Here is an 18157-nt window from a genome sequence, read left to right as displayed (position 1 = left end):
AATGAAGACTCATCAACCGGCTACGCTTGCCGCACCGTTGCCTGAACATCGCGAATTTAATGTCGAGCACATGCTCAGCGAACTGGAAGCGATTGTTGAAGACGCGCAGGTACGCCTTGCTGAAGAAGAAGCGGCGGCGTAATTCCCTCCTCAGGCAGCGACCTCCGTGGCTGCCTGTTTCTATCACAGCATCAAAATCCCCTCATCTTTTTGCTCTTTTGTGTCGATATAGATTTCAGAGTGACGCGGCCTGTCATTCGTCGCCGTTATAGTTTCCTTTTGTGACGACGAGATTAACGCTGCGGACATTTGTTTGCGCCGAACACAGAGTAAGGAAAAGTATGAGCAGCGAAGCGAAAGCAGCGAAGCATCAGATTCTGATTGAGCGGCTGTCTGGCATTTTCGAGCGGCTTTACCAGGGAAAAACGCTGGATAAAAACTGGCTGTGCGAAACGTACGCCATCACCCCCCGCACTGCCTACCGGGATATTTCCCGCATTGCCCACCTCGTGGATGAGATTTCGCCCGGCAAATATCGTCTGGCGGCGACGCTTCAGCCTGGCCTGAGCTACTCCCAGCTAAGCGAATTCGCCCAGCTTACCGATGTGGCGAAACTCTTTCCCGACGCTGACGGTAAAAAGCTGCGTGAAGCGCTTAACCACCGCGAGACCCTGATGATTAAGGGCAACAGCACGCGCAATAACAGCGCGGTTGAAAGCGTCCTGCACGATTTAAAACAAGCCATCGCCAGGCGGCAGCTGGTGGGATTCACCTATAAAAGCAAACCCCGGCTGGCGCAACCTTATAAGCTGATTAATCAAAGCGGTCTTTGGTACCTGGCCGCCTGCGAAGCGGAGAGAATGAAGGCGTTCGAACTGGCGAAAATTCAACGGCTACAGGTTTACCCGCAAACCTTTGTCATGGAGACAGCGCGGCTTAACGCTATCCATGAAGAGAACGGCATCTGGTTTGGTGAACGGACTACCGTTGTGCTGGAAGCAACGCCCAAAGCGGCCAGTTATCTGCAACGTCGTCCCCTGTTCCCGCATCAGCAGATTGAACGCACCCACCCTAACGGCGGCGTTACGTTATCGACCTCGGTGACAGACCCGCAGTTGCTGTTCCGCTGGGTGCGCTACTGGCTGCCGGAAATCCGCATCGTTTCGCCCACCGCCTGGCAGGAAAAATTCGTCAGCGAATTGCAACAGCACGCCGCTGAACTGACGCCGGCGTAGTAAGAAAAAACCCCACCCCGCGGCGCTGCGGGGTGGGGTTTCTGATGGCGCTGTGTTGCTGTTACTCGTCGAAGTACCAGTACCCCTGGTTCACCAGCTCGGTTAACTCCGCCATAAATACCGGGTTATCAACCGCTTCGCCCAGCTCTTGCTGGCTGATTAAGGTGTAACGGCATAGCGCATCGGCGGCTTTCAGGTCAGCCGTCTCCAGCCGCTCGCTATTGATAAAAATGGTCTCGTCAACGTTCAGCACCCGCAGCCCGTTCAGGCGCGTCAGCACTTCCCCGGCCTTCAGGGCTTCGACAATCTCTTGCGTTGCGTAAGGCGGCTCAGCAGGCGCGATGTCCAGTTCGTGGCGCGGCGTGGTGATGAAGCGGCCAAACCACTGTTTAAAATCGGCGGGCTGGTTGATCATGGCGATCATCATTTCACGCAGGCGATCCAGCTCATACGCTTCCACCCGGCCCGGATGTTCCCGGCAGGTTAAATCCGGATCGCTGTAATGCTCGCCGCCGAGGTCGTTTTCCAGCGCGTAGTCGGCGAAACTGCTCACCAGATCCCTGCCGTTTGGCCCGCGGAAACCGACAGAATAGTTCAACGCGGTTTCATGCGTGACGCCATCGTGTGGAAAGCCGGGCGGAATATAGAGGATGTCGCCCGGCTCCAGATCTTCATCAATAATCGGGGTGAACGGGTCAACGTGAAGCAGCGCCGGGTGCGGACAAAACTGCCGCATCGGCAGCTTGTCGCCCACGCGCCAACGGCGACTGCCCATCCCCTGAATGATGAACACATCATACTGATCGATATGCGGACCCACGCCGCCGCCGGGAACGGAGAAAGAGATCATCAGGTCATCCAGACGCCAGTCGGGCAGCGCGCGGAACGGGCGCACCAGCTCGGCAGACGGCGCGTGCCAGTGGTTGACGGCCTGCGCCAGCAGCGACCAGCCGGTTTCGCCCAGATTATCGAAATCTTCAAACGGCCCGTTACTGGCCTGCCACTGGCCGTGCTTAAAACTCACCAGCCGGCTATCCACTTCCGCCTCCATCGCAAGCCCGGCCAGCTCGTCCGGCGTGATGGGGTCGATAAAATTCGCAAACGCGCGCTTCAGGACGACAGGTTTTTTCTGCCAGTAAGTTGCCAAGAATTCGGGCCAGTTAAGGTTGAGTTGATAAGCCATCGCTTTAGACCAGTAAGAAGAAAAACGGGCCTGATTATAGAGAGACGAAGCGCCGGGCCGCTTTGTCATTGGTCAAAGCCGCACCATTATGAGTGGGCGGATAACGCTTCGCTCGCCATACGTTACGCGAAGGCGCTACGCGGACGCTCATCCATCTTGTGCGCCAGTTAAGCAAAACCCCGCCGGAGCGGAATAATGCGCAGTAAAGCCCCAGGAAGGTGATTAAACAGGCCTGGCAGGAGCATGAGCAACACCATGCTATGCCCTATTTCAAAAAAACGACTGTCCATATGTGGGTGGAATCGGTCATTTATGGGATGCAAAGCCAGATTAAATGAATCCCTCATAAACGCAAAAAGGCCCGCTCACCAGCGGGCCTCTCTGAAACAATTCGGTAATTATGCAACTTCTGCGGAGTCATCTCGTTCAGCGGTCACCGTTACAATAGTGGTGATTCGGCTCAGTTCCTCTTGAGTCCGGGCGTCGTTTTGAACTTCCCAAATGTCCACGTTTTGTTGAAGATTAAGCCAGAAATCGACACTGGTATCGAAAGCTTTAGCTAAACGAAACGCCATATCAGTTGTCAATTTGCGGTTATTGTTCACCAGAGCGCTTACGGAATTACGGTGTACATTTAACTTTTCAGCCAGATCATTGATTTTAAGATCCAGCGGCTCAAGATATTCGTACAGTAATACATCCCCTACCGTGGTTGGTTTCCTCATTGCTTGATGAATAGCCATTGTTTACCTCAAGATTACTTTATAACTGCCTAAGAGCAGCCTGGTGGGGGTGGTTAGCCCCCTGCCGAGGCTCTATTGATGCTTCTTATATTTATGGGGGTCTAAGTATAAATCCTCAGCCTTCCCATCCACCCATTTGAAAATTAGCCGGTATTGGTCGTTAATTCGAATGGATGAATATTCCTCAAGCGGTGGTTCTAAATTTTCAAACCTGTTTCCAGGTGGCGAACGGAGATCTCTAAAATCCGTCGCTGCGTTTATGATGTCCAGCTTCCTTGCCAGGGCAGACTCAATATCTGATGGAATCTTTTTATGCGACTTACCGTAAAGGTATAAGTCTTTTAGCCACTGGTCACGGAAACTTCCGATGTTCCTCATCAATTCATCTTCGTCCCTGCTGTTATGAAATTAAGGCCATCTTATCGCACCCCTGCACAGTGCACAAGTGCAAAAGGAACGGGTAGGGTATCCTGAAGAGTCCTCGCCCCATGGCAGGAATGATATCCGTCGTAAGCGCTTTATTGACTGGGCCAAGCCCATATTATTGAAGCTGGAAATGATCATAGAATTCATTGGTTTGCCGTGCCACAGTAGTTCTAGTCATCAGATAAGTTAAACCCTCAGAGAGAGAAATAGGGCGTCCAAACTCAAGCCAGAAACAATCCGGATAAGTACGACCTAACCAGTACCCTCCTCCGTACTCTTTCAAACGCTGAAAGAAAACCCAGCCGCTATCCTCCACCCGCTGAAAAAAGCAAAACCCCGCCGGAGCGGGGCTTTTAATGTGTGAAGCTGAACGGTAAGCCGCTTTCTTTTGGGTATAGCGTCGTGGACAGTCATTCATCTTCCACCCGCTGAAAAAGCAAAACCCCGCCGAAGCGGGGTTTTTAATGTGTGAAGCTGACCGGTAAGCCGCTTTCTTTTGGGTATAGCGTCGTGGACAGTCATTCATCTTCCACCCGCTGAAAAAGCAAAACCCCGCCGGAGCGGGGCTTTTAATGTGTGAAGCTGACCGGTAAGCCGCTTTCTTTTAGGTATAGCGTCGTGGACAGTCATTCATCTTCCACCCGCTGAAAAAGCAAAACCCCGCCGGAGCGGGGTTTTTAATGTGTGAAGCTGACCGGTAAGCCGGGTTCTGTCGTGGACAGTCATTCATCTAGGCCAGCAATCGCTCACTGGCTCAAGCAGCCTACCCGGGTTCAGTACGGGCCGTACCATGCGAACCCCTATTTGGCCTTGCTCCGGGTGGAGTTTACCGTGCCGCGAACTGTTGCCAGCCGCGCGGTGCGCTCTTACCGCACCCTTTCACCCTTACCTGATCCCGCTTGCGCGGGCCATCGGCGGTCTACTCTCTGTTGCACTGGTCGTGGGCTTGCGCCCCCCAGGCGTTACCTGGCACCCTGCCCTATGGAGCCCGGACTTTCCTCCCCTCCGCCCGTCTCCCCGAAAGGACGACGACGAAGCGGCGACTGTCTGGTCAGCTTCGGCGCAGGAGTATAGAGGGTTTACGCGCGCCTGTCACGCGCGCCCGTTCTCTTTGCGCATTGCTGACAGAAAGCGGGAACCTGAAAGCGAGGCTGGAAGAGCGTTACCCGCTGGCGAGCGCCCCGAAAAAACGCATTGCGCACGCCGCCATCACCGAAGGAATGGCAGAGATTCTCGACAGCGGCGGCACAACGCTGCTGATTACCAGTCAACTGCTGAAAATGAATAATATCACTGTGATTAAGAATAGCCTGCCAGCAGCATCTCTCTGTCGATGGAGGAGAGTGATTGCGTTATTTCCGCTCAAGGCATCACTAAAAAAAATAAGGCTGGGCTGAAAAAACCGGCGTTTAATTACGGGTTGTTAGAATATGACAAAATTATTATAGCAGGTATGTAATCCTTAATTAACGATCACCCTAATAGCCCTGTTAGCTAATGAAGCCCTTGATATCAAGGGCTTCATTTCAATACAACGACAAGCTAATTAAATTATTAACAGGATGTTGCCTGCCCTGGTCTACTAATCCTTTAGATGAACCATTAATTACAAAGTAACTATTAAAATGAGTAATTCATTCATATGCCTGATACTCCACTCACAAATATCAAACAGCCTTTAAAAAAGCAAGGTGCAATTTAAATTATAAAGGCTGATGTAAAGGTCGTTTTTTGACCATCTCACCTAAATTTTATCTGTAAAATAGCCTAATCAAACGGACCTTACTATTCAAATAAAAGTAAAATGTTAATATCAGTGTGCAATATTATCTCTACGACAGTTCAACCTAGAACTGAACAATAGAATAAATCAGCAATCATAAATAAGGATAGTTTATATGAACCTTTCTACAAGAGTTGCTCTTGGAGGCTTATTATCGCTATTAATAAGCTCTGCTCAGGCGGTGGATGGTACCATTGAATTCAATGGCGCAATTATGACTGATACTTGTACCATTGACACCACTGATGGTGTTGTCAACGTTGAATTAGGATCCTATGCTGCAAACCAATTCCAGTATCCGGGCGATAAAAGCCCCACCATTCCGTTTTCAATTCCATTGAAGAATTGTCCTACAACTGCATGGAAACATATTGATGGCACCACTGACGCCTCTTTCCAGATTTGGCTGCAAACCGCCGAAACGGTAGGTGAAAACAACGATATGGTTAAACCTGCATCTATGGATACAGCCGCAACAGGTGTTGGTATCAAAATAGAAACAGCAAATGGAACTCCGCTTGCCCTGAATAAGCTGACAACGCCCGCAGTAAAATTTCCGATTACTGCAGGAAGCATGAATCTTGACCTTGCTGCTTATTATAAATCGCTCGTCGAAGCTTCCGACATCACGGCCGGTGAAGCCGACGGTGTTGTCGATATCACTTTTGATTACCGTTAATTAAGTTAACTAAAGCGCATCATCTCAGACGCCTGTTATAAGGTGTTTTGATGATGCCTTTAGTCTTTATTTATTAAATAAATACATTTGAAAGCGCAAATGCAAAAACAATTATTTATGCAACCTATAATCGCCTTGCTGCTTTTTTGGGCGTTGACCTCTTCCTGCTATGCAGGAGGCATCGTACTTGGTCAAACACGCGTTATTTACTATGCGGACAAAAAAGAAGCGGCTCTGCCGGTTACTAATAACGCCAGAACCATGCCTTTCTTGCTTCAATCCTGGGTTGAAAATGAAAAAGGTAATTCCCGAGGGCCTTTTATTGTGACTCCGCCATTATTCCGAATCAATGGTGGAGAAAGCTCAACCCTCAGGATAATTAAAACTGATGCTTCACTACCTGAAGACAGAGAATCTTTATTTTATATCGATGTCCGCGCAATCCCTGCCTCCAGCGTGTCTGACACCAACAAAAATCTGTTAACTCTTGTGGTAAAAACAAGAATTAAACTTTTTTATCGCCCGGGCACGCTAAAAGATAAAGCTGTTGACGCGTATAAAAAGCTGCAATTTAATCGCACCCAGGACACGTTATATATATATAACCCTACTGAATATTTCGTTGTGTTTAGTGGCCTATCCATAGGCAATACTGAGTTAACTGATAAAATTGATTTTATTTCGCCAGGCGAACATAAAAAACTGCCTGTTCCAGTCGCTTCGGGAAGCATTATTAAATGGGCTGCGATAAATGATTATGGTGGTGTAACACAAACACTGACGCGCTCCATACAAGAATAAATGAGAATTGGGAGTTAATATCAGAGTGAATGGATGCATTCGTTTAAGTAAGGTTGTCTTACGTTATACTTATAGCCAGCGACGCGCTTTTTATGCATACGCCCTTAAAACCATAGTAATGACATGGGGATTGAGCTGTTCTGTCTATATCACTTCCCTCAGGGCAGAAACCTTTTATTTTGACCCCAGATTACTGGAAACTAAAAATAGTGGTTTCCAACCTGTCGATCTATCTCTTTTTTCAAAAGAGAGAGCTCAATTACCGGGAAACTATATTGTTGACATTTATGTTAACAATAAAAAGAAAACACGTCGCCAGATTTATTTTGCAGCGGCTAAAAACGGTTCTCTGCTACCACAATTTACCCCCGCAATTCTTTATGAATTAGGTATTAAAGTAGAAGATATTACGGCGCTTAATTCGTTGGACAGTCAGCAAGTTATCCCTGATATAGCTTCATATATACCAGGCATGTCCGCTAATTTTGATATTAATCATAATAAACTCGATGTAAGCGTTCCGCAGATTTTCCTTCACTATCAAGCCAGAGGATATATTGATCCTGCCCGTTGGGACAGCGGTATGCCAGTTGCTTTCACTAACTATACTTTTTCAGGCTCTCATTCTCGTGTCAGTAATAGCGGAAGTAGTGAAAGACAATATTTGAATATGCAAAATGGCGTAAATGTTGGTGTATGGAGAATACGAAATTATTCAACATGGACTCATGACGCCGATAAATCGCATTGGAATAGCATCAATACCTGGCTTCAGCGTGATATAAAAAGCCTTAAATCTCAGCTAGTTATTGGTGAAAGCGCAACGTCAGGGGTAACTTTCCCCAGCTATTTATTTACCGGTGTCCAGCTGGCATCTGATGAGAATATGCAACCTAACAGCCTGAGAGGGTTTGCTCCAACAATTCGGGGAATCGCTAATTCAAGCGCTATCGTCACGGTTAAACAGAATGGCTTTACCATTTATCAAAATAATGTTGCGCCTGGCGCTTTCGAAATCAATGACCTTTCTCCCACTTCATTTAGCGGCGATCTGGAGGTAACAATTGAAGAAGCTGACGGTTCTATAAGACGTTTCATTCAACCTTACTCTACACTCGCCGTTATGCAGCGGCCTGGTAAGATTAAATACAGTATTACAACAGGTCGTTACCGCGCCGCGGAAAACGAAAACAGCACACGCGAGCCTGAATTCATTGAAGGTAACGCAAGTTATGGCGTCACTAACATGCTGACGCTGTATGGCGGCGGATTGGTTTCTCAGAATTACCAGGCCGTAGGCATCGGTGCCGGGACAGGGCTTGCTCAATTGGGTTCGTTATCGACGGATATTGGCCGTGCTGATTCGACCCTTTATGACGGGAAAAAAAATACCGGCTATCTCTGGCGAGCGCAATATATAAAAGATTTTGATAAGACCGGAACGACTATTTCCCTCAACTATTATCGATATCTTAACGATGGTTATTTTGATTTTTCTGAGTCAAACCAGAAAGATTATCAAGAAGACGAACGCTCGCATGACCAGTTGCAGATCAGTTTAAACCAACCATTACTGGATGGCTTGAGTTTCTATGCCTCTGGCTACCAACAAACTTATTGGAACAGTAATCGTCGGGATAAAAACATTTCTCTTGGACTCAGTGGCAGCTTATCCTCAATAAGTTATAACTTGTCATATCAATATAATGATTATTCAACCGAAAATAACGATCAAATTATATCTTTCAATATGAGCATACCGCTGGACTATTGGCTACCGCACACCAGAGCAACCTATCGCCTGACCAATGATAATAATGGCGCTACTCAGCATGAGGTTGGGCTCAATGGCACATTACTGAATGATGGAAGACTGAATTACACTTTACTTCAGCGCCATTCGGATAACGGTACAGGTAATAGCAGTAGCCTGTATACTTCCTATCGTTCAGCGTATGGCACGCTGACAGCAGGTTATGAATATGGCAAAGCTAATCGCCAGTTGAATTATGGCTTAGCTGGCGGAATAGTTGCGCATCCGGAAGGCGTTACATTATCCCAGCCGTTAGGCAGCGCATTCGCGATAATAGATGCTAACGGAGCAGCAAACATACGCATCCAAAATTATCCGGGCGTTGCAACGGATTATTTTGGTTACGCCGTGATCCCTTTCTTGACTGCCTACCAGGAAAATCGAATTACATTAGATACTACAACATTACCTGATGATGTTGATATTTCCGATAATGTAGTCACCGTTATCCCCGATAAAGGCGCGGCGGTATCTGCCCATTTTAACAGCCATATCGGCCATCGTCTTTTACTGACGCTATACCAAACGGATGGCTCTCCGGTACCTTTTGGAGCGATAGCCAATAATGAAGCACAGCTACAGGAAAGTATAGTTGATGAAGGTGGGGTACTTTATTTGAGTGGTATAAATGAAAAACCTCAAGTCTGGCATATAAAATGGGGACAATCTCCCTCCCAGCACTGCACGGTTACTGTCAGTCTGCCAGCCAGTAAATCTGTCAATGCAATCAGCCGAGAAAGCGCAACCTGCCATTAAGGAAACTATAATGCTGTCTAAAAAGGGCCCACTACTAAAAACGTTATTCGCTTTTTTTATATTTATTACCGCATCCTATAGTACATCATTGATTGCTTCTACGGGTGGATGTGCGGCTGATAGCGGCGTTAAACCCTGGCTGTCACCCATTGAGCGCGACTGGCGCAAAGAAGATAATATGATTGGTTTCGAAGACGTTATCGATACTTCAGGCGTGGGCGGTAGTTATAAACTAAGCTGTAACTGTCCAGCGGGCTCAAAAGTCAATATCTATTACGCGGCGGTCAGCAATTTACCTACTGGCCATGGCAATAATTACTATAAGCTCAATGATAGCCTTGATATTGCAACGACTATCAATGATATTCCTGGCGTAGGCCCCACGCAGATCCCTATAAGCCTGAACGCTCCTAAAATGGGAGCAGGCAGCTTTTCCGCTAATGACAATAATAGCGTCTGTACTAATGATGCTCCGGATAAACACGCCGCCCCCGTTACGATAGGATCAAGCGTCACATTTAAGTTGTACGTAACGCGGCCATTCCTTGGAGAGTTAATCATTCCTGAAACAAAAATCTTCACTCTTCAGTCAGCATGGAGCAATAATACAGCCGCACCAAAAGGAAATATGTTTGCAGACACAGCGACTATTTCTATACAGGGTAAAGTGACCGTTCCACAGTCATGTGAAATTAATCAAGGCACAACTATTCAGGTAAATATGGGTTTTATTCCGGCAAAAAACTTTACTACCAAAAATGGCGCCCCGGATGATTACCCTCCGGTTGAATTTAATATCCTCTATGACTGTGGAGATATCACTAATATACATAATCAACTGGATATGGAAATACAAGGTGATGAGGTTAATAGTAACGGACTGTTAATTGCGAGGCACAGGGAAAGTGATAATAAGCCTGATGTTGGTATAAAAATGTATGAAGTAACTCAGGGCGGCAATACCGTCGTTCCTTTTAATAAAGGGCTTATTTTATTGGATAAATCAGGAAAGGGTAGTGCCCAGATGCGCGTGGAGCCCATCAATCTTATTGGCGGAGCGCTTACTTCCGGACCATTTCACGGAACCGCAACGATTACCGTCATCGTAAGATAAATTTTGGGGCAGCGAGCCTGCTGCCCCCTGTATATTTATTCCTGCTGCTCCAGTGCGTACTTGTAAAGCGCATTTTTCTTCACGCCGTGAATCTCCGCGGCCAGCGCAGCGGCTTTTTTTAGCGGCAGTTCGGCCTGAAGCAGCGCCAGGGTGCGCAGCGCGTCGGCGGGAAGCTCTTCTTCCTGCGCTTTAAATCCTTCAACGATCAGCACCATTTCACCCTTACGGCGGTTTTCATCTTCCCGCACCCAGGCGAGCAGTTCGCCCGCCGGCGCGCCGTGAATCGACTCCCAGGTTTTAGTGAGTTCGCGGGCGAGCACCACGTAACGGTTCTCCCCCAATACATCGCGCAGATCCTGCAGGCTGTCCAGCAGGCGATGGGTGGATTCGTAGAAAATCAGGGTGCGCGGCTCCTGCTCAAGCGCTTTGAGCGCATCGCGGCGGCCTTTCGGTTTTGCAGGCAGAAAGCCTTCATAGCAAAAGCGATCGGAAGGGAGGCCGGCTGCGGAAAGCGCGGCGATAGCCGCACAGGGTCCTGGCAGCGGCACGACGCGGATCCCCGCTTCGCGGCAGGCGCGCACAAGATGGTAGCCCGGGTCGTTAATCAGCGGCGTTCCGGCGTCGGAAACCAGCGCGATAGTCTGCCCTTCACGCAATTTCGCTATCAGCGTTTCCGCCTTTTGCTGCTCATTGTGGTCGTGGAGTGCGAACAGGCGCGCATTAATCGCAAAATGCTGTAACAGCAGGCCGGTATGACGAGTATCTTCTGCGGCAATCAGATCGACGGATTGCAACACTGTCAGGGCGCGTTGCGTAATGTCGCCGAGATTGCCGATTGGCGTCGGGACAATATAGAGCTGGCCTTGAGAATTCTCCGCCGAATCGTGTTGTTTCATTGTTTAGTCCGTATTGCCGATTTAAAATTGAACATTAGCGATAAAAAACTCACTGGATACAGTATGGTACCGTCTAAATTTGTTCGTTCGAAGGCCGCGCGCTGCCTGCCCGTTGTGCTGGCAGCGTTGTTTTTTGCAGGCTGTGGCACCCAGACGCCGGATCAAACCGCCGCGCATATGCAGGGGGAAACGCAGGCGGATTCTGGCTACTACCTGCATCAAATGCAGCAGAGCACAGATGATAGCAAGACCAACTGGCAATTACTCGCCATACGTGCCCTGCTTAAAGAGGGCAAAAGCCAACATGCGCTGGAGCTGTTTAACCAGTTGCCCCAGACGCTGACCGACGAACAGCGCCGCGAACAGGCTTTGCTGGCGGTGGAGCTTAAAGTCGCTCAGCAAGATCTCGCCGCCGCCAGCACGCTGCTGGGCAATCTCAACCCGGCTGACCTTAACCCATCGCAGCAGGCGCGTTACTACCAGGCGCAAATCACCGTCAGTCAGGGTCGCCCTTCTCTCGCCCTGCTGCGCGCGCTGATAGCGCAGGAGCCGCTGCTTCAGGGCGCGGATAAGCAGAAAAATATCGACGCCACCTGGCAGGCGCTGTCTCAAATGACTCCCGAGCAGGCGCGCGCGCTGGTGATTAACGCCGATGAAAATACCCTGCAAGGCTGGCTCGACTTACAACGCGTCTGGTTTGATAACCGCAACGATCCGAACATGATGAAGGCGGGCATTAAAGACTGGCAAACCCGTTATCCGCAAAACCCAGGCGCGCAGATGCTGCCAACCCAACTGGTAAATGTGGAGAACTTCAAACCCGCCTCTACCGAAAAAATCGCGCTGCTGCTGCCGCTGAACGGCCAGGCGGCTGTGTTTGGCCACGCCATCCAGCAAGGTTTTGAAGCAGCGAAAAACGCAGGCGCCGCACCGGTTGGCGCGCCTGCGCCATCCCAGCCGCCTGCAGCGCAACCCGCGTCTGTTTCCACGCCTCAGGCAACCCCTGCCGCGGTCGGTGCCGTTGCAAGCCCGGCCAGCGCGCCGGTTAATGATTTAACAAATGAGCCTGCCGCCGAACAACCTGCGCTTGAACCCGGTCCGGGCGCAGAGCAGCCAGCCGCGCAAGGGCAGCCTGCGACAGAAGCTCAGCAGGTTACCGCTGGCGGGCAACCTTCGCCTCAGCAAACCGCAGCGTCAACGCCTGCTAACCCTTCGGCAGAGCTGAAGGTTTACGACACCAGCTCGCAGCCGCTTACTCAAATCCTCAACCAGGTGCAGCAGGATGGCGCAAGCATCGTAGTCGGCCCGCTGCTGAAGGAGAAAGTGGATGAAGTTATCCGCAGCAACACGCCGCTGAATGTGCTGGCGCTTAACCAGCCGGAGTCGGTGCAGAACCGCGCCAACATCTGTTACTTCGCGCTTTCCCCGGAAGATGAAGCTCGCGACGCCGCCAACCATATCTGGCAGGAAGGTCATCGCGCGCCGCTGGTGCTGGTGCCGCAAAGCGCGCTGGGCGACCGCGTTACCAACGCTTTCGCCGCGCAGTGGCAGCATCTGGGCGGCGGCACAGTGCTGCAGCAGAAATTCGGCTCTGTCGCGGAGCTGAAAATGAACATCAACGGCGGCTCCGGCATTGCGCTGACCGGCAGCCCTGTTACCACCAGCCTGCCGCAGCAGCAGGGCGTCACTATCGGCGGCCTGACTATCCCGGCACCGCCGACGGATGCTCAGATTACTGCCGGCAGCAGCGGCAATGTGGACGCTGTCTATATCGTCGCCACGAAGGATGAAGTCGCCCTGATCAAACCGATGATCGCCATGCGCAACGGCAGTCACGGCGGCGCGGCGCTTTATGCCAGCTCCCGCAGCGCCCAGAGCAACGCTGGCCCCGATTTCCGTCTGGAAATGGAAGGGCTGCAATATAGCGAAATCCCGATGCTCGCGGGCGGCAACCCGTCGCTGCAGCAGCAGGCGCTTTCCAGCGTCAACAACGATTACTCGCTGGCGCGCCTTTACGCCATGGGCGTGGATGCATGGTCGCTTGCCAATCACTTCTCGCAAATGCGCCAGGTACCCGGATTCCAGATTAACGGCAATACCGGCGCGCTCACGGCAAATCAGGATTGCGTCATTAACAGGAAGTTAATGTGGCTCAAATACCAGCAAGGACAAATCGTTCCGGTCAACTAAACCGACAGGTTGCAGGCGCGCACTGGGAAAACCGGGCGCGTCAGTGGCTTGAACGCCAGGGGCTGCGCTTCGTCGCAGCCAATGTCCGCGAGCGCTGCGGCGAGATAGACCTGATAATGCGCCAGCAGCACGTCACGGTGTTTGTGGAGGTGCGCTATCGCAAATCCTCTCTGTTCGGCGGGGCAGCCGCCAGCGTCACCCGTAACAAGCAACAGAAATTATTACAAACGGCTCGCTTGTGGCTCGCCCGCCATAATGCGAGTTTTGATACTGTGGATTGCCGGTTTGATGTGTTAGCCTTCACCGGCAATGAAATCGAGTGGATTGTAGACGCGTTTTCCAGCCACTCCTAACACGACGTAATGCAAAGGATAATCGTGCTCGAAAGAATCAAAGTTTGCTTTACGGAAAGCATTCAAACCCAGATAGCAGCCGCGGAGGCGCTCCCAGATGCCATTTCCCGTGCGGCCATGACGCTGGTCCAGTCGCTGCTGAACGGCAACAAAATTCTCTGTTGTGGCAACGGCACTTCCGCCGCCAACGCACAGCATTTTGCTGCCAGCATGATCAATCGCTTCGAAACTGAGCGCCCAAGCTTGCCCGCCATTGCACTTAATACCGATAACGTGGTCTTAACGGCTATCGCTAACGACAGGCTGCACGATGAGGTGTATGCCAAGCAGGTGCGCGCGCTGGGGCATGCTGGCGACGTTTTACTGGCTATTTCCACCCGCGGCAACAGCCGGGATATCGTTAAAGCCGTCGAGGCGGCGGTCACGCGCGATATGACCATCGTCGCCCTCACAGGTTACGACGGCGGCGAGCTGGCGGGGCTGCTCGGCCCGCAGGATGTGGAAATTCGCATCCCTTCCCATCGCAGCGCGCGCATACAGGAAATGCATATGCTGACGGTGAACTGCTTATGCGATCTCATCGATAACACGCTTTTTCCACACCAGGATGACTAAGGAGCACTCATGAAGGCGATTAAGCCCCTCGCTGTCATTATTACCGCGTTACTGTTGCAGGGCTGCATTGCTGCAGCGGTAGTGGGTACGGCCGCCGTGGGAACCAAAGCCGCCACCGACCCGCGTACGGTAGGCACGCAGGTGGATGACGGCACGCTGGAACTGCGCGTAAACAGCGCGCTGGATAAAGACGAACAGCTGAAAAAAGAAGCTCGCGTGAAGGTCACCGCCTATCAGGGCAAAGTCCTGTTGACTGGCCAGACGCCGAACACCGAGCTCGCCTCCCGCGCTAAACAGATAGCGATGGGCGTTGAAGGCACAACAGAAGTCTATAACGAGATCCGCAACGGCCAGCCGATTAGCCTCGGTACCGCCTCAACGGATACCTGGATTACCACCAAAGTCCGCTCCCAGCTATTGGCGAGCGATCAGGTGAAATCGTCGAACGTGAAAGTAACCACGGAAAATGGCGAGGTGTTCCTGCTTGGCCTGGTGACCGAGCGTGAAGGGCGAGCCGCGGCAGATACCGCCAGTCGCGTAAGCGGCGTTAAGCACGTCACCACCGCTTTTACCTACATTAAGTAACTGTACTTCAGCCCTCTCCCGCCCGGGAGAGGGCCACAGCAAAACCTACAGCAGCGCCAGCGTCCCCACGATTACGCCTGAACACATCACCAGCGCTCCGGTAAGCCACAGCGCTTTCGTCGGGAATGCCTTACGCAACATAATGAGCGAAGGCAGGCTGACGGCAGGCAGCGTCATCAGCAGCGCCAGCGCGGGCGCTACGCCCATTCCCGCCAGCATCATGGTCTGCACAATCGGAATTTCCGCCGCGGTGGGAATGACAAACAGGCAGCCGACTATCGCCATGGCGATAACCCACATCAGCGTGTTGCCCACGTCGCCGTCCACGTGCGGGAAAAGCCAGACGCGCGCCGCCCCCAGCGCCAGTACCGCCAGCACATAGACCGGGATCGTATTCCAGAAGAGCGTCCACAGCGCCTTGCCCCAGCGGGCCAGAAACGCGCCTTGCGGCTGCGGCTGCGACTCAGGCAGCGTCAGCGTTGGGGCGCCATCATCTTTAACCCAGCGCTGCACCAGCCAGGCGACGCCTGGCACCATCACCAGTCCCGCCAGCAAACGCACCAATGCAAAATGCCAGCCCAGCACGAAGCCCATAAACACAAGCGTAGCCGGGTTCAGCAGCGGGTTGCCCAGCCAGAAGGCGAGCGCGCCGCCAATGGAAACCGACTGCCGGCGCATCCCCGCCGCCACGGGCGCCGCGCAGCAGGTACACATCATGCCGGGCAGCGAGAAAAGCGTGCCGATAAGCGTGCCGCGAAAACGCACCTGTCCCAACGTGCGCATCAGCCAGTCCCGCGGAATAAGCACCTGAATCAGCGAGCCAAGCAGCACGCCCAGCACCGCCGCCTTCCAGACTGCAAGAAAATAGACCATCGCATAATCCAGCGCCGCGCGTAGCGGGTTGGTTTCCGGCTGCGCCAGCAGCGATTTGCCGATGCTGTGCGTTTGGGCCGCGGTAAAGGCTTTGCCGTAATAGGGCTGCCATTTTACGTACCATAAACCCACAATCAGAACGAGAAAGAAAAGCGCAGGTTTCCACAAGGCGTGAGGTTTCAGCGCCAGAGACGAAGACTGACCAGCCATAGCATTCCTCTGGAATTTAAGACGAGGTTAAATAAGCGGCGTCAATACTACGCCCGCGGCGCGGGTTGGGAAAGCTCAATAGATGGATGATTGTTCAGCTTTCTCACGCAATTGACTGGAATCAAGAATGGTGACGTCGCTGTGCCCCGGCGACAGCGCTTCACTCAACAGAGCCCGCGCGACATCGCGTGCGTGGATCGCCCGCCATCGTCCCGGCAGTACCCGAAAAAGCGGCGAGAAAAGCGACTCATTCAGACGTTGTTTCTCCCGGTGCCCCAGCAATAGCGAAGGCCGGGCGATAGTGAGGCGCGGCCAGCGCTGCGCTTTCAGCGCCTCCTCCATTTTGCCTTTTACCCGGTTGTAGAAAAATGGCGACTGGGCATTGGCGCCAACGGAACTGACCACCAGCATATGCTTTGCGCCCTGACGCAGCCCGGCGATGCCGGTATCCACCACCAGCGTATAATCGGCAAGCACGAACGCCTCTCTGCTGCCCGCTTCGCGCCGGGTAGTGCCGAGGCAGCAAAAGACAATATCGACCGGGTCGGTGAGCTGAGTCAGCACGTCGGTCAACTGCGGGTCGTGAGGATTGAGCACTTTACGCATCGGCGGCAGCGGACGGCGCGTGGCGGCGATGATTTGCGTAACGCGCGGCTCTTCCACCAGCATTCGCAGCAGATAACTGCCTACTAATCCGGTCGCTCCGGTAATCAACACTCGGCTCATCTCTTTCCCCTTTGCAGAATTCTCTGCCTTGCAATGTCGCGCCCTTCTACCAGGCTTAATAGTCCGTGCTTTAAGTATTCACCATCTGTGGTGAAAACGACCACTAAAGCGCTGACATCTGGAATTACAATAACGGAGGAACTATGAGCAAGAAGATTGCAGTCTTGATCACCGATGAATTTGAAGACTCGGAATTTACTTCTCCGGCCGCGGAGTTCCGCAAAGCGGGACACGAAGTTATCACTATTGAAAAAGAGGCGGGAAAAACGATATCCGGCAAACAGGGTGAAGCGACCGTCACTATTGATAAAGCGATCGATGAAGTGCGCCCGGCGGATTTTGATGCATTGCTGCTGCCAGGCGGCCACTCGCCGGACTCTCTGCGCGGCGATGACCGTTTTGTCACGTTTACCCGTGATTTCGTCAATACCGGCAAGCCGGTTTTCGCTATCTGCCACGGCCCACAGTTGCTTATCAGCGCCGATGTGATCCGCGGGCGTAAGCTCACTGCGGTGAAGCCCATTGTGGTGGATGTGAAAAACGCGGGCGCGGAATTCTATGACCAGGAAGTGGTGGTGGATAAAGACCAGTTGGTTACCAGCCGTACGCCGGACGACCTGCCCGCCTTTAACCGTGAAGCCTTACGCCTGCTTGGGGCCTGACGGCTCCCGTAGCCAGTGAAGCTTTTTGCCAAAGCCCAGAGTGTTGTCGGTAAACTTTATCTCATCAAGACGGATTTCCCATAGCGGGGATGACATGACTCTGGCGACCGGGAAGCGGCGGTTATAGCGTTCACGCCACGCGTCGCTTTCCGGCTTTTCTACCCGTCGCAGCTCACCGCAAAACTGCACGCCGCGAATCAGCGCTACGGTTTTAGGCTGGCCGTTTACCGTTCCTGCCACACGCGCTCTGTCGCCCGCGAGCTGGGCGTGTCGCGTCTTTTCATCGCTTAACAGATAAAACGCCACCCGCTCGCTGTCGTAAATGTAAAAGGCATTAGCGCACCATAAATCGTCTTCCCGACCCACGCAGTAAGTCACCACGTGCTGCTTTGTTAGCCAGCGGCTTATGGCCTCAAGGGCATCCATACGCTTCTCCTGCATTGTTCGCATGATGGCTGAAAGACTACCACAGCAAAGCGTGGTAAGGTGCGGGCACGGTGACTCTCTCGCATTA

General features: G+C 52.0%; 19 protein-coding genes and 1 other RNA gene. 12 read left to right on the top strand and 8 right to left on the bottom strand.

Going from position 1 to position 18157, the window contains the following annotated elements:
• The first annotated feature begins 1 nt into the window (after position 1).
• Entirely contained in the window at positions 2–142 is a 141-nt protein-coding gene (locus tag MT962_RS10385; protein ID WP_154663431.1) for a hypothetical protein, read from the top strand.
• A gap of 199 nt (positions 143–341) precedes the next feature.
• Positions 342–1235 (top strand): WYL domain-containing protein, encoded by an 894-nt coding sequence (locus MT962_RS10380; RefSeq protein WP_024560977.1) that lies wholly within the window; start codon positions 342–344, stop codon positions 1233–1235.
• A 61-nt stretch (positions 1236–1296) separates the two neighbouring features.
• Here MT962_RS10380 and MT962_RS10375 read toward each other — a convergent pair whose 3' ends face one another.
• The 4 genes from MT962_RS10375 to rnpB all read right to left on the bottom strand — a co-directional run bounded on the left by MT962_RS10375 (position 1297) and on the right by rnpB (position 4646).
• A complete protein-coding gene (locus tag MT962_RS10375; protein ID WP_024559535.1) occupies positions 1297–2418 on the bottom strand; it encodes a cupin domain-containing protein in 1122 nt (373 codons plus the stop codon).
• A 398-nt stretch (positions 2419–2816) separates the two neighbouring features.
• Complete coding sequence (locus tag MT962_RS10370; RefSeq protein ID WP_247365766.1) at positions 2817–3155, bottom strand: HigA family addiction module antitoxin; 339 nt, start codon at positions 3153–3155, stop codon at positions 2817–2819.
• A 78-nt stretch (positions 3156–3233) separates the two neighbouring features.
• Entirely contained in the window at positions 3234–3539 is a 306-nt protein-coding gene (locus MT962_RS10365; RefSeq protein ID WP_247365538.1) for a type II toxin-antitoxin system RelE/ParE family toxin, read from the bottom strand.
• Positions 3540–4269: 730 nt separating this feature from the next.
• Positions 4270–4646: RNase P RNA component class A (gene rnpB, locus MT962_RS10360), an RNA gene on the bottom strand.
• A gap of 59 nt (positions 4647–4705) precedes the next feature.
• Here rnpB and MT962_RS10355 point away from each other — a divergent pair.
• The 5 genes from MT962_RS10355 to MT962_RS10335 all read left to right on the top strand — a co-directional run bounded on the left by MT962_RS10355 (position 4706) and on the right by MT962_RS10335 (position 10533).
• A complete protein-coding gene (locus MT962_RS10355) occupies positions 4706–4984 on the top strand; it encodes a hypothetical protein (RefSeq protein WP_247365536.1) in 279 nt (92 codons plus the stop codon).
• A 501-nt stretch (positions 4985–5485) separates the two neighbouring features.
• Entirely contained in the window at positions 5486–6049 is a 564-nt protein-coding gene (locus MT962_RS10350; RefSeq protein ID WP_024560974.1) for a fimbrial protein, read from the top strand.
• A 117-nt stretch (positions 6050–6166) separates the two neighbouring features.
• Positions 6167–6850 carry a molecular chaperone gene (locus MT962_RS10345; RefSeq protein ID WP_125454241.1) on the top strand — a complete coding sequence of 228 codons (684 nt, stop codon included), beginning with the start codon at positions 6167–6169 and terminating at the stop codon, positions 6848–6850.
• 7 nt (positions 6851–6857) lie between these two features.
• Positions 6858–9419: a fimbria/pilus outer membrane usher protein gene (locus MT962_RS10340; RefSeq protein ID WP_247365534.1), complete on the top strand. Its 2562-nt coding sequence runs from the start codon at positions 6858–6860 to the stop codon at positions 9417–9419.
• A gap of 10 nt (positions 9420–9429) precedes the next feature.
• The gene (locus MT962_RS10335; protein WP_247365533.1) at positions 9430–10533 is read left to right on the top strand and encodes a fimbrial protein; all 1104 of its coding nucleotides are present in this window, start codon (positions 9430–9432) and stop codon (positions 10531–10533) included.
• Between the two features lie 35 nt (positions 10534–10568).
• Here the strand turns inward: MT962_RS10335 and rsmI are convergent, their stop codons facing one another.
• Entirely contained in the window at positions 10569–11429 is an 861-nt protein-coding gene (rsmI, locus tag MT962_RS10330) for a 16S rRNA (cytidine(1402)-2'-O)-methyltransferase (RefSeq protein ID WP_024559314.1), read from the bottom strand.
• A gap of 63 nt (positions 11430–11492) precedes the next feature.
• Here rsmI and MT962_RS10325 point away from each other — a divergent pair, with 63 nt between their 5' ends.
• From MT962_RS10325 to dolP, 4 genes are read left to right on the top strand one after another with little or no spacing between them, the layout of a single operon-like run.
• Positions 11493–13619 (top strand): penicillin-binding protein activator, encoded by a 2127-nt coding sequence (locus MT962_RS10325; RefSeq protein ID WP_247365532.1) that lies wholly within the window; start codon positions 11493–11495, stop codon positions 13617–13619.
• Positions 13586–13972, top strand: a complete 387-nt coding sequence (locus MT962_RS10320; RefSeq protein WP_235146939.1) for a YraN family protein — start codon at positions 13586–13588, stop codon at positions 13970–13972. Before MT962_RS10325 ends, MT962_RS10320 begins: the two co-directional genes overlap by 34 nt.
• A gap of 24 nt (positions 13973–13996) precedes the next feature.
• Positions 13997–14587 carry a DnaA initiator-associating protein DiaA gene (gene diaA, locus MT962_RS10315; RefSeq protein WP_024559311.1) on the top strand — a complete coding sequence of 197 codons (591 nt, stop codon included), beginning with the start codon at positions 13997–13999 and terminating at the stop codon, positions 14585–14587.
• A gap of 9 nt (positions 14588–14596) precedes the next feature.
• The gene (gene dolP / locus MT962_RS10310) at positions 14597–15172 is read left to right on the top strand and encodes a division/outer membrane stress-associated lipid-binding lipoprotein (protein ID WP_024559310.1); all 576 of its coding nucleotides are present in this window, start codon (positions 14597–14599) and stop codon (positions 15170–15172) included.
• A gap of 45 nt (positions 15173–15217) precedes the next feature.
• On the opposite strand, the gene MT962_RS10305 is transcribed toward dolP, so the two are convergent.
• Positions 15218–16255: a permease gene (locus tag MT962_RS10305; RefSeq protein WP_247365531.1), complete on the bottom strand. Its 1038-nt coding sequence runs from the start codon at positions 16253–16255 to the stop codon at positions 15218–15220.
• Positions 16256–16330: 75 nt separating this feature from the next.
• Entirely contained in the window at positions 16331–16981 is a 651-nt protein-coding gene (locus MT962_RS10300; RefSeq protein WP_247365530.1) for an NAD-dependent epimerase/dehydratase family protein, read from the bottom strand.
• 143 nt (positions 16982–17124) lie between these two features.
• Between MT962_RS10300 and MT962_RS10295 the strand changes: the two genes are divergently transcribed.
• Positions 17125–17643: a type 1 glutamine amidotransferase domain-containing protein gene (locus MT962_RS10295; protein WP_247365529.1), complete on the top strand. Its 519-nt coding sequence runs from the start codon at positions 17125–17127 to the stop codon at positions 17641–17643.
• Here the strand turns inward: MT962_RS10295 and MT962_RS10290 are convergent.
• Positions 17623–18069: a YhbP family protein gene (locus MT962_RS10290; protein WP_247365528.1), complete on the bottom strand. Its 447-nt coding sequence runs from the start codon at positions 18067–18069 to the stop codon at positions 17623–17625. The genes MT962_RS10295 and MT962_RS10290 overlap by 21 nt on opposite strands.
• Positions 18070–18157: the final 88 nt, after the last annotated feature.

The sequence above is a fragment of the Franconibacter sp. IITDAS19 genome (assembly GCF_023079515.1).
GTDB classification, from domain to species: domain Bacteria; phylum Pseudomonadota; class Gammaproteobacteria; order Enterobacterales; family Enterobacteriaceae; genus Franconibacter; species Franconibacter pulveris.
The sequence above is the reverse complement of the archived record's forward strand: the minus strand, read 5'-3'. Positions and strand labels throughout refer to the sequence as shown.

Excerpts from the sequence above, each read along its gene's own strand:
- MT962_RS10325 (WP_247365532.1), top strand. The coding sequence starts at position 11,493 with ATGGTACCGTCTAAATTTGTTCGTTCGAAGGCCGCGCGCTGCCTGCCC.
- MT962_RS10290 (WP_247365528.1), bottom strand. The coding sequence starts at position 18,069 with ATGGATGCCCTTGAGGCCATAAGCCGCTGGCTAACAAAGCAGCACGTG.
- MT962_RS10375 (WP_024559535.1), bottom strand. The coding sequence starts at position 2,418 with ATGGCTTATCAACTCAACCTTAACTGGCCCGAATTCTTGGCAACTTAC.
- MT962_RS10335 (WP_247365533.1), top strand. The coding sequence starts at position 9,430 with ATGCTGTCTAAAAAGGGCCCACTACTAAAAACGTTATTCGCTTTTTTT.
- MT962_RS10300 (WP_247365530.1), bottom strand. The coding sequence starts at position 16,981 with ATGAGCCGAGTGTTGATTACCGGAGCGACCGGATTAGTAGGCAGTTAT.
- rsmI (WP_024559314.1), bottom strand. The coding sequence starts at position 11,429 with ATGAAACAACACGATTCGGCGGAGAATTCTCAAGGCCAGCTCTATATT.
- MT962_RS10380 (WP_024560977.1), top strand. The coding sequence starts at position 342 with ATGAGCAGCGAAGCGAAAGCAGCGAAGCATCAGATTCTGATTGAGCGG.
- MT962_RS10350 (WP_024560974.1), top strand. The coding sequence starts at position 5,486 with ATGAACCTTTCTACAAGAGTTGCTCTTGGAGGCTTATTATCGCTATTA.
- MT962_RS10385 (WP_154663431.1), top strand. The coding sequence starts at position 2 with ATGAAGACTCATCAACCGGCTACGCTTGCCGCACCGTTGCCTGAACAT.
- MT962_RS10295 (WP_247365529.1), top strand. The coding sequence starts at position 17,125 with ATGAGCAAGAAGATTGCAGTCTTGATCACCGATGAATTTGAAGACTCG.
- MT962_RS10305 (WP_247365531.1), bottom strand. The coding sequence starts at position 16,255 with ATGGCTGGTCAGTCTTCGTCTCTGGCGCTGAAACCTCACGCCTTGTGG.
- MT962_RS10365 (WP_247365538.1), bottom strand. The coding sequence starts at position 3,539 with ATGAGGAACATCGGAAGTTTCCGTGACCAGTGGCTAAAAGACTTATAC.
- MT962_RS10345 (WP_125454241.1), top strand. The coding sequence starts at position 6,167 with ATGCAACCTATAATCGCCTTGCTGCTTTTTTGGGCGTTGACCTCTTCC.
- dolP (WP_024559310.1), top strand. The coding sequence starts at position 14,597 with ATGAAGGCGATTAAGCCCCTCGCTGTCATTATTACCGCGTTACTGTTG.